This is a genomic window from Terriglobia bacterium, assembly GCA_020072645.1.
GTDB lineage: Bacteria > Acidobacteriota > Terriglobia > Terriglobales > Acidobacteriaceae > Angelobacter.
In genome coordinates this window covers 57,419-66,930 of the sequence record JAIQGK010000023.1, presented here as the reverse complement: position 1 = coordinate 66,930, position 9,512 = coordinate 57,419, and the positions used below count along the sequence as shown (strand labels likewise).

The 9,512-nt window shown below is 56.6% G+C and carries 9 protein-coding genes; 4 read left to right on the top strand and 5 right to left on the bottom strand.

Annotation, left to right across the window (positions count from 1 at the left end):
• The first annotated feature begins 231 nt into the window (after nucleotides 1-231).
• From LAO76_25440 to LAO76_25425, 4 genes are all read left to right on the top strand, one after another.
• Nucleotides 232-543, top strand: coding sequence for an ATP synthase F0 subunit C (locus tag LAO76_25440; GenBank protein MBZ5494284.1), 312 nt, complete (start codon nucleotides 232-234; stop codon nucleotides 541-543).
• A gap of 80 nt (nucleotides 544-623) precedes the next feature.
• Nucleotides 624-1,565 (top strand): ABC transporter ATP-binding protein, encoded by a 942-nt coding sequence (locus tag LAO76_25435; GenBank protein MBZ5494283.1) that lies wholly within the window; start codon nucleotides 624-626, stop codon nucleotides 1,563-1,565.
• Nucleotides 1,562-2,725, top strand: coding sequence for a hypothetical protein (locus LAO76_25430; GenBank protein ID MBZ5494282.1), 1,164 nt, complete (start codon nucleotides 1,562-1,564; stop codon nucleotides 2,723-2,725). The genes LAO76_25435 and LAO76_25430 overlap by 4 nt, the downstream gene beginning before the upstream one ends.
• 3 nt (nucleotides 2,726-2,728) lie before the next feature.
• Nucleotides 2,729-3,433 carry a hypothetical protein gene (locus tag LAO76_25425; protein MBZ5494281.1) on the top strand — a complete coding sequence of 235 codons (705 nt, stop codon included), beginning with the start codon at nucleotides 2,729-2,731 and terminating at the stop codon, nucleotides 3,431-3,433.
• Here LAO76_25425 and LAO76_25420 read toward each other — a convergent pair.
• Genes LAO76_25420 through LAO76_25400 form a run of 5 tightly spaced genes read right to left on the bottom strand, consistent with a single transcriptional unit; the run spans nucleotide 3,417 to nucleotide 9,511 of the window.
• Entirely contained in the window at nucleotides 3,417-4,982 is a 1,566-nt protein-coding gene (locus tag LAO76_25420; GenBank protein ID MBZ5494280.1) for an NADH-quinone oxidoreductase subunit N, read from the bottom strand. The two genes, LAO76_25425 and LAO76_25420, sit on opposite strands and share 17 nt — an antisense overlap.
• On the bottom strand, nucleotides 4,983-6,587 hold the full coding sequence (locus LAO76_25415; protein MBZ5494279.1) for an NADH-quinone oxidoreductase subunit M: 1,605 nt from the start codon (nucleotides 6,585-6,587) through the stop codon (nucleotides 4,983-4,985). It abuts the gene before it with no gap.
• Nucleotides 6,584-8,680, bottom strand: a complete 2,097-nt coding sequence (gene nuoL / locus LAO76_25410) for an NADH-quinone oxidoreductase subunit L (protein MBZ5494278.1) — start codon at nucleotides 8,678-8,680, stop codon at nucleotides 6,584-6,586. The genes LAO76_25415 and nuoL overlap by 4 nt, the downstream gene beginning before the upstream one ends.
• Entirely contained in the window at nucleotides 8,677-9,009 is a 333-nt protein-coding gene (gene nuoK, locus LAO76_25405; GenBank protein ID MBZ5494277.1) for an NADH-quinone oxidoreductase subunit NuoK, read from the bottom strand. Before nuoK ends, nuoL begins: the two co-directional genes overlap by 4 nt.
• Before the next feature lies 1 nt (nucleotide 9,010).
• A complete protein-coding gene (locus tag LAO76_25400; GenBank protein MBZ5494276.1) occupies nucleotides 9,011-9,511 on the bottom strand; it encodes an NADH-quinone oxidoreductase subunit J in 501 nt (166 codons plus the stop codon).
• Nucleotide 9,512: the final 1 nt, after the last annotated feature.

Genomic DNA, 9,512 nt, shown 5'->3' with positions numbered 1-9,512 from the left:
AAAAAGTCAGAGATCAGAAGGTCAGATGTCTAAAGTTTCAGACATCTAAAAGAAACAAGTAACAAGACAAACAATCGTTCGTAACAACCCGGACTTCCGATTTCCGACTTTCGCCGGTTGTCGTATTCAACCCTTTAAAATGTCGCAAGTTTCCCTTTTAGTCCTGATCCGTCTTCAGTAATTTTATAACAAATACCCAAAGAATTGTAACTATATTATTAAGGAGAAAAAATGAGAAAGCTTACATTTCTTTTGTTGATCGCTGCTGCGGTCCTTTTGATCGCATCGCCGGTCTACGCGCAAACACCGGGTGGCGCGCCCGCCGGTAATTGGGCCGTTCCCATCGGCGTTGGTCTGGGCATGGGGCTTGCCGCCGGTCTGGCTGGACTTGGCCAGGGCAAAGTCGCCGGCTCCGTGGCTGAAGCGCTGGCACGTAATCCCGGAGCGCGCGCCGGGATCCAACTCGCACTCTTCATCGGACTGGCCTTTATTGAATCGCTGGTTCTGTTCACCTTCGTGCTGCTTTTCCTGCGCACGCAGTAAGATCCCGGAACGAAAAGGCCTTCGCTGCGGCGGAGGCCTTTTCTCTTTGGTCGAACGCCGGTGGTATGCTTGATCCACCCATGTCCAGCGTTCCGGCCCTTGCTTTTAACGATGTCAGCAAACATTACCGTGGCTTCTTTCACAGCCAGTGGGTCACGGCGCTGCGCAACTTCTCTTTGCGCGTGGAACGCGGCGAAATCTTCGGCTTCCTCGGCCCCAACGGCGCAGGCAAAACCACGGCCATGCACCTGGCTATTGGACTCATGTTTCCCAGCAGCGGCCGGGGTGAGATGCTGGGACATGAATTCGGGCACGCGCCCACCCGTCGCCACGTCGGCTTTCTGGCGGAAAACGTGGCCCTTTATCACCGATCGGCTGCCAAACTCGTCCGATTTTACGGCGCCCTGAACGGCATGCGCGATCCGCAGCTCCGCCAGCGCACCACGGAGATGCTCAAGGAGCTTGAGATTACCGACGTTGCCGATCGCAACGCCGGCAAGTTCTCTCGCGGCATGCTCCAGCGCGTAGGACTGGCGCAGGCGCTGGTTAATGACCCGGATTTACTTATTCTCGACGAACCAGCTTCGGCGCTCGACCCTCTGGGACGCATGCGCGTGCGTGAAATCCTGTTGCGCGCACGTGACGCAGGCAAGACCGTGTTTCTCAGTTCGCACCTGCTTTCAGAAGTCGAACAAATCTGCGACCGCCTGGCCATTGTGATCAAAGGCCGCGTCGCCCGCGTGGGCACGCTGTCCGAGTTGCTGGAATCGCAAGATAGGTTTGTGATCACCGCCAAGGGAATTGACGCGCTCATGTTTGAAGGCTCACAGCAGAACGGTTTCATCAAGATCACAGTGCCGGCGCTGACGCAGCGCAGGACCATTGAGAAAATCTGGCTTGCCGGAGGCGAAGTGATTGCCGTAAACCCGATCCGCCGAACGCTGGAAGACCTGTTCGTGGAACTGGCGAACCAGAATGGCGGCGGCCATGCCGAGCCCACCGGTAATCAGGAGCCAAAATGAAAACATGGATCAAAAGGCTGGCTCTGCTTTGCCTGTGTTCTGCTTGCGCCTGCGCTCAGAGCGCGCAGCCCAAGTGGAAGGTCGATCTCACGCAGCGGTACGGCTTTCAGGCATTTGACCGCACCATCAACTTCCGCTGGACACTGCATCAGGGCGTGCTTTTCATTTCGCCCGAAAGACTGCTTGTATATCAGGTGAACCATTCGCGCGGGGCGACCAAACTTGCGCCGCGCGATGCCAGCGGCGGCTCCGGCAACTTCATTTTGGAAATCAAGATACTTAATGCCGCAGACGGTACCGAGATCAAGTCTCTGCAGCTTCCCACCAACGCGGAATTTTCCAAGGTGCTGGCCACACACGATGGCAAATTTATTGTCCGCACCGGCGACATCCTCTATTTATATTCGGCGGACTTCACGCGGCTCGCGTCGCACGCCATGCCTTTGAAGCGGCAGGTCCAGGAGGAGGGATGGCAGATCGGCGTCTCACCCTCTGGTGACGAAGTTCAACTGGTTCACCAGCAAATACTGCAGCGCAGCGCCATTTCGCCCACTTCAAAGGTAGAAAAGGCCCAGGCGGATATTGAAATCCTGAGCGCCGACAATCTTGAAACTATCAAGAGCTTCAGCCTGCCGTGGTTCCTGGCCTCATGGTCAGGCGCTGATCACGCCCTGCTCAGTTCCAGTCCCACCAGTTATTCGCCGTCGGCCAGCTTTGGATTGCTGACATTTGACGGCCAATGGACTCCGCTGATGCCGGACTGGACTTCCGCCGAGCATCCTTGTTCATATCAGGCCACTGCCCTGGAACATAAGCTATTTGTCGCATATGGTTGCGGCAATTTTTCCGTGTTTCCGCGGTCCGGCGAAAAGCTATTTTTCCTCAAGACCGGAACAAGGGAGTTCGTCAATTCTGTGCAAGGGGGCGGTGACTACATGGCAATCCAGTGGGAACGCCACATCGTCCAGCGTGAAGGCACAGCAAATATTCCTATCGCCGTGGCCCAGCCCTTGCGCGTTGATCTCTATCAGATATACAGCAGTCAGCCGCTGTTGTCTGTCACGCTGCACCACAGCAACATCTATTATGCGGTATCGCAAAGCGCCTTACTTGCGGTGGTGGACGGCACATCGCTCGACCTGTATTCGCCAACCCACTAGCCCATGCGAGCCATTGTTCTCATCGGCATCAACTTTGTTCGCACACAGTGGATCGCGCTTGCCGTGATGTGCGCTTATGTGCTGGGAATCGGCGGCATCTATCGCATCCACACGCAACGCGACGAAATACTTTTCTTCCTGCGCTGGCACGCCGGCTACGCCATCTTCTTTGCCACAATGATCGCCATCCCCGCGCTGCAAACGGAGCGCAAAACGCGCCGTATTCTCGCGGTGCTCTCCAAAGGCATTCATCGCTGGCAATATCTGGGTGGACTGTTATGCGGCTGCACCATGATTTCTGCTTTATTCTGTTTTCTGATCGGCGCCACGGCAGCCTGGCTGGGCCAGCAGGGCAGAATTCCCGTGGATGGATTGGCCGCGATTATGACGCTGCTTTTCTGCTGCTGCGTCTTTGCGGTTTCTGTCGGCCTGTTTTTTGCGACGTTCTTTCATCCGCTGCTGGCGACCGCAGCTTCTTCAGCCGTCCTTGCTTTACCTTTGATCTTCCTCGAATTTAGAGTGCCAGTGGCCTGGGCATTCTTTCCTGCCGGTGCGCTATTTCGCACGCTGTGGACGAGTTTCCAGTTTCGACCGCTTGGAAATTCGCTGAACACACTCATCGTCAGCGCAATCGCTCAGGCCCTGTTTTTCTGGATTGCCGCCGCGATGGTCTTCGCGCGGCGCGATGTGACTATTTCTCCGGAGTAGTCGCCACGGGGCTTGGGAAGGTTGAACTTCCAGGGTTTGAAGTTACCGGCACTGCGTTGCCGGCAGCCGCCGCTATAGGAAGCAGGTCGTGCGCGCCAGCTTCTGAATAGGTAAGGACGCGCCCCGGCATCACACCCAAATAAATTGTGGCAATCGCGGCGAGAACCAGCGCCAGCTTCATCGGGCCGGAAGCAGGCGCGGGAGCTTCAGCAATGACGGGTTCGCGCATATACATCACCACAATTAAACGCAGGTAATAGTAGGAAGCAACTGCACTGTTAACCAGGCCGATGATCGTGAGCCACACCAGCGCAGTGGGATGCGCATTGGCTGAAAGAGCAGCGTTGAACACGTAATACTTGGCCAGGAAGCCGGCGGTCGCGGGTATGCCAATCAGAGATAGCATGAAAATCGTCAGCGTAAACGCGAGCAACGGCGAACGGCGGCCCAGACCGGAGTAATCATCGACAGAGACATAGCGCTCGCCACCAGCGCCAAAGTGGCTGACCACGGCAAACGCGCCCACATTCATCGCCGCATAAGAAGCGGTGTAAAAGATGGCTGCGGACCTTCCAATTTCATTGCTGGCCGCAAAAGCCACCAGCAGGTAACCGGCATGCGCAATGGATGAATAGGCCAGCATGCGCTTTACGTTGTTTTGCATCAGCGCGCCAAAGTTGCCAAGCGTCATGGAGAGCGCGGCGCAGATCCAGATCAACGGCAGCCAGTCTGACGAGGTGGTGGCAAACAGCACACGCAGCAGCACCGCAAACGCAGCAGCCTTGGGGCCGGTAGACATCAGCGCCACAATGGGAGCAGGCGCGCCTTCATAAACGTCGGGTGTCCAGATGTGGAAGGGAGCCGCGGCGACTTTGAATCCTAGGCCAACGATCATAAGCGCCGTGGCGGCAATGGCCAGCAGTCCGGGATTGCTGCCGAGTGCAGGGCCGATCTTCAAAATGCTGGTCGAGCCCGTCGCGCCAAACATCAAAGCCACCCCATAGAGGAAAAACGCTGTGGCAAATGACCCAAGCAGAAAATACTTGATGGCCGATTCCGCGCTGCCAGCATTGCGGCGGCGATACCCGGCAAGAATATAAGTGGAGATGGAAGAAATCTCCAGGGCGATAAAGATCAGCACCAACTCGACCGCAGATGACATCAGCACCATGCCCACAGTGCCGAACAGGATCAGGGCATAGTATTCGCCGCTGCGGATGTTCTGCGCGTCAAGGTATTCGAGCGACGCGAGGATGCAAACGCCTGAGATCGCAGGAATCAGCAGGTGAAAGAAGATGGCGAAGCTATCCACGCGTACCATGCCAAACCATCCCGGCGTGCCGAAGCTGGCATCGCGGGCGTTCCACGCGATCTGGCAGAAAGTGGCTGCAATGGCAGCGATGGTGCCGGCCAGAGCAACCAGTCCCAGGCCTTTGCGGCTGGCTCCGGGCTTCAGCAGCGGATCAGCCATCATGACGATAATGCCAAAGGCAGTGAGCACCAGCTCAGGCAGGATGCGAATATAGTCGATTGTTTGGATCGGGTTCATCTATTTCTGCCCACCTGTGGCGGAAGCGTTTTGGACTGGGGCAGCAGCCGGTGTAGCTGCAGTGACTCTCTTTAGATCTTGTTTGTCTTGGCTGTGACCTTTTTGCGCCTGGGCTTTCACCCCCGCTGCTTGCGGTAGGGTACTGACGACGGCGGGTTGAATCGACTTCATCCAGTAGGGCGAAACTACACCCATGATGACGGCCAGCACAACCAACGGAACCAGAGAGATGCGTTCGCGGCCATCGATATCCGGCAGTGTCTTGTTTTCGTCATGGTGGATCTGGCCGTAGAAGACTTTCTGGTACATCCACAGCAGGTAGCATGCGCCCCAGATCACGCCGCTTGAGCCCAGGATCGCGAACAGCATGGCATGCGGTACCGCGCTCTGGAATGCGCCGCTCAGCACCAGGAACTCGCCCACGAAACCGTTGAGCAACGGCAGACCGACAGAAGAAAGAACCGCCAGCAGGAAGAATGTTGCATAGACTGGCATGGGGGTGGCGAGTCCGCCAAATTCTTTGAACTCGTACGTGTGCTTGCGTTCATAGAGCATTCCGGCCAGCATGAACAGCGCGCCAGTGGAGATGCCGTGGTTCAGCATCTGGTAAACCGCGCCGTCAGTACCAATGGTCGTAAGGCTGAAAATCCCCAGCACCACAAAACCTAGATGGCTGACGGAAGAATAGGCAATCAGCTTTTTTAAGTTCGGCTGCACCAGCGCCACCAGCGCGCCATAGATGATTCCGATCACTGCCAGCGTATTGATCCAGCTTGAATTGTAGGCAGCCTGGTCAGGGAACATGCCGACGTTGAAGCGCAACAAGCCGTAGGTACCCATTTTGAGCAGCACGCCGGCCAGCAGGACTGAGCCGGCGGTGGGCGCTTCAACGTGCGCGTCCGGCAGCCACGTATGGAGAGGGAAGAGCGGAACCTTTACGGCAAAGGCGATAAAGAATCCGAGGAAGAGCCACTGCAGCGCGGTGGAAGAGAAGCCGCCGTGAGCAATCACGTCGCGGAATGCAGCGTATTCAAAGTTGTGTTGCGGATTGTGCGTGTACAGCCAGATGATCGCGGCCAGCATGAAGACCGAAGCGACCATCGTATAAAGGAAAAACTTTACTGCCGCGTAAACCCGGCGCTCATGCCCGTACATGCCAATCAGCAGCGCCATGGGAATCAGAGTGGCTTCCCAGAAAACGTAAAACAGGAACATGTCCAGCGCAAGGAAAACGCCGATCATCGCCATTTCCAGCAGCAGCAGCAGGACGAAGAATTCCTTCACGCGGTCATGAATTGACTTCCATGAAACCAGCACGCTCACCGGAACCAGCAGCGTGGTGAGCAGCACCAGCCACATGGAGATGCCGTCAGCGCCCATGTGGTAATGGATGGTCTGGCCGATCCAGTTGCGATTTGTCTCAAACTGGAATCCTGAAGCGCCGTAGTCGTAATACATCGGCAGAAAAAGAGACAAGCCGAAGGTGACGATGGAGATGATGAGCGCAGCCCAGCGCAAAGCGCGATCATTGCGCGGCATCAGCATCAGAGCCAGCGCGCCAATGGCAGGGACGAACGTGACCAGCGTGAGGATCGAATTATTCATCGCGTCACCCCCAGCCAGATCATGTAAGCCACAATGGCCGCGCCGCCAATGGCGACCCAGGCCGCATAGGAGCGTATATTGCCGGACTGCATCTGCCGAAGCTCGTTGCCCACGCCTTGCGACGCCGTTCCAGCGCTGTTTACCAGTCCATCAATCACGCCCTGATCAACTCCGCGCCACAGCACAACCGTGGAGAGCGCCAGCAGCGGCTTGACGAAGATTGCGCCGTAGCCTTCGTCAACGTAGTACTTGTGCAGGACCATCATGTAAATGCCGTGCATCTTTGCGGTGATTCGATCGGGAAGTTCGGGACTCTTGTAATAGAAGAGGTACGCAAAGAACAGTCCCATCAAGGCCGCGGCGACTGAGGTGCCGGCAAGAAGCCACTCTTCACTTGTATTTTCAGGCGTCGCTTCACCCGCGTGAGACGTGGTGGCATCTTTGTCAGAGACCGCCTCGCCAGCGACGGCCGGTGCCGATTGCATTACGGGCGCGAGGAAGTGCTCGACCTCATTATGACCGCCCATGAACTGCGGCACGCCCACCCACCCGCCGCCAAATGACAGCACGGCCAGAATGACAAGCGGCCCAAGCATGACCCATGGAGATTCGTGCACGCCTCCATGGCCGTGGGACTTGTCATCGGCGTGGCCGTGCGAGTGTGAAGCAGCGCCATGTGCAGCCTGTGCTGGAGCATTTGCTGCGTGCGCCTCTTCGCCAAGATCGACTGAACCGAGCTTGAGTTCGCCAAAGAAAGTCATGAACCACAGACGGAACATATAAAACGAAGTAAGTCCGGCTGTGAGAACGCCGATGCCCCAGATCACAGGCCCGCCATAAGGACTGTGAAACACCGCGCCCAGAATCTCGTCCTTGCTGAAGAAACCCGCGAAGGGTGGAATTCCAGCTATGGCGATAGTTGCGATCGTGACCACCCAGAATGTAACGGGGATCAGCTTGCGCAGGCCGCCCATGCGGCGCATGTCCTGCTCACCGCCCACGGCGTGAATCACTGAGCCTGCGCCGAGGAAGAGCAGCGCCTTGAAGAACGCGTGCGTCATCAGATGGAAGATTCCGGCCGAGTAGGCCGCGACTCCGCAAGCGAGGAACATGTATCCAAGCTGCGAAACAGTGGAGTACGCCAGCACGCGCTTGATATCGGTCTGCGCCAGCCCCATGGTGGCGGCAAAGATTGCGGTGATGCAGCCGATGATGGCAACTATCTGAAGCGCATGTGGAGCCAGATTAAAGATGGCATGCGAGCGGGCAATCATGTAAATGCCCGCTGTGACCATGGTCGCTGCGTGAATCAGCGCGGAAACCGGCGTTGGGCCTTCCATGGCGTCCGGTAGCCAGACGTAAAGCGGGACCTGCGCGGATTTGCCTGTGGCGCCAAACATCAGACAGAGGGCTGTGATGGTGATCCAACCCCAGCCGGTGTCCTGTGGCAGTTTTGCCACTTGGGCAAAGACGCCGGTATCGCCGGCAAATGTGAGCGTGCCGAAATGCTGGATCAGCAGGAACATCCCGATCAGAAACGCGAAGTCGCCGATGCGGTTAACGATGAAAGCTTTCTTGCCCGCGTCGGCTGCGGAGTCCTTGAGAAAGAAAAAACCGATCAGGAGATACGACGCGAGTCCCACGCCTTCCCAGCCTACGAACATCAGCAGATAGTTGTTTGCCAGAACCAGCGTGAGCATGAAGAACATGAACAGGTTCAGGTAGGCAAAAAACCGATAATAGCCGCCTTCATGCGCCATGTACCCGACGGAATAAATATGAATCAGGAAACCGACGCCCGTGACCACCAGGACCATGATCATGGAAAGCTGGTCAAGCTGGAACCCGAAAGGCGCGGAGAACGTGCCGGCGGTAATCCACGTGGCCAGCGTTTCAATGTGGGGTAGGGCAATGCCGCTACCCGGCCACGCTGTCCACACGGCCCATGCTGCCCAGCCGAATGATGCTGCGGTAAAGAGCAGGGCAACGGCGCTAACCATCGCGTTCTTGAAGCGACGCCCTAGCAGGCCGTTGATGGCCGCGCCGATCAGCGGAAGCAGCGGAATCACCCAGAGATTTAGGTTCTTGGTCATAATTTCAGCAGGTTCACGCGATCAACGTTCAGGGTCTCACGGGTACGGAAAACAGAAATGATAATTGCCAGTCCAACAGCGGCTTCCGCTGCGGCCACAACCATTACAAAGAAAACAAACACCTGTCCGCTCAGCGGGATGATCGATTTGTCGGCGGCAGGATGCGTGTTCCAGTAATTGGCAAACGCCACAAAGCTCAGGTTCACGGCGTTGAGCATGAGCTCAATCGACATAAAAATGGTGATGATGTTGCGCTTGAGCAGAAAGCCCAACACGCCCAGCGCAAATAGAATGCCGCTTAGAATGAGATACCAGGAAAGTGGAACCATTTTAGTTCTCCCTCTTTCCCAGCACCACCGCTCCCATAATGGCAATGAGGATCAGCACTGAAGTGATTTCAAACGGCAATAAAAAGTCGCGAAACAGCAGGTGGGCGATGTTGTGAGTTTCGCCAAAGTTGCTGGAGCTGATGCTGACTGTGCCCAACCGTCCGCTGCCGCTCACCAGCATCCAGCCTACGGTGCCGGCCAGGACCACTACGCCTGGCACGCCGACAAAAAGCGCCATCCTGCTGCCGCGTGTTCGTTCTTCTGCCCCAGCATTCAGCAACATGATCACAAAGACAAATAACACCATGATTGCGCCGGCATAGACGATTACCTGAATGGCGGCGACAAATTCCGCGCCCAGCAGCAGATAAATCAAAGACAGTGAAGCCATCACAACCACCAGTGAAAGCGCGCTGCTGATGGGGTGGCGCTGCACCAGCAGATTGATGGCGCCGGCCACGCAGATCAGACCAAAAGCGATGAATAGAACCTGATGGACCATC

What these genes read in the sequence shown, in the direction of transcription:
- LAO76_25440 (MBZ5494284.1), top strand. Translation starts at nt 232, where the DNA reads ATGAGAAAGCTTACATTTCTTTTGTTGATCGCTGCTGCGGTCCTTTTG.
- LAO76_25435 (MBZ5494283.1), top strand. Translation starts at nt 624, where the DNA reads ATGTCCAGCGTTCCGGCCCTTGCTTTTAACGATGTCAGCAAACATTAC.
- LAO76_25430 (MBZ5494282.1), top strand. Translation starts at nt 1,562, where the DNA reads ATGAAAACATGGATCAAAAGGCTGGCTCTGCTTTGCCTGTGTTCTGCT.
- LAO76_25425 (MBZ5494281.1), top strand. Translation starts at nt 2,729, where the DNA reads ATGCGAGCCATTGTTCTCATCGGCATCAACTTTGTTCGCACACAGTGG.
- LAO76_25420 (MBZ5494280.1), bottom strand. Translation starts at nt 4,982, where the DNA reads ATGAACCCGATCCAAACAATCGACTATATTCGCATCCTGCCTGAGCTG.
- LAO76_25415 (MBZ5494279.1), bottom strand. Translation starts at nt 6,587, where the DNA reads ATGAATAATTCGATCCTCACGCTGGTCACGTTCGTCCCTGCCATTGGC.
- nuoL (MBZ5494278.1), bottom strand. Translation starts at nt 8,680, where the DNA reads ATGACCAAGAACCTAAATCTCTGGGTGATTCCGCTGCTTCCGCTGATC.
- nuoK (MBZ5494277.1), bottom strand. Translation starts at nt 9,009, where the DNA reads ATGGTTCCACTTTCCTGGTATCTCATTCTAAGCGGCATTCTATTTGCG.
- LAO76_25400 (MBZ5494276.1), bottom strand. Translation starts at nt 9,511, where the DNA reads ATGGTCCATCAGGTTCTATTCATCGCTTTTGGTCTGATCTGCGTGGCC.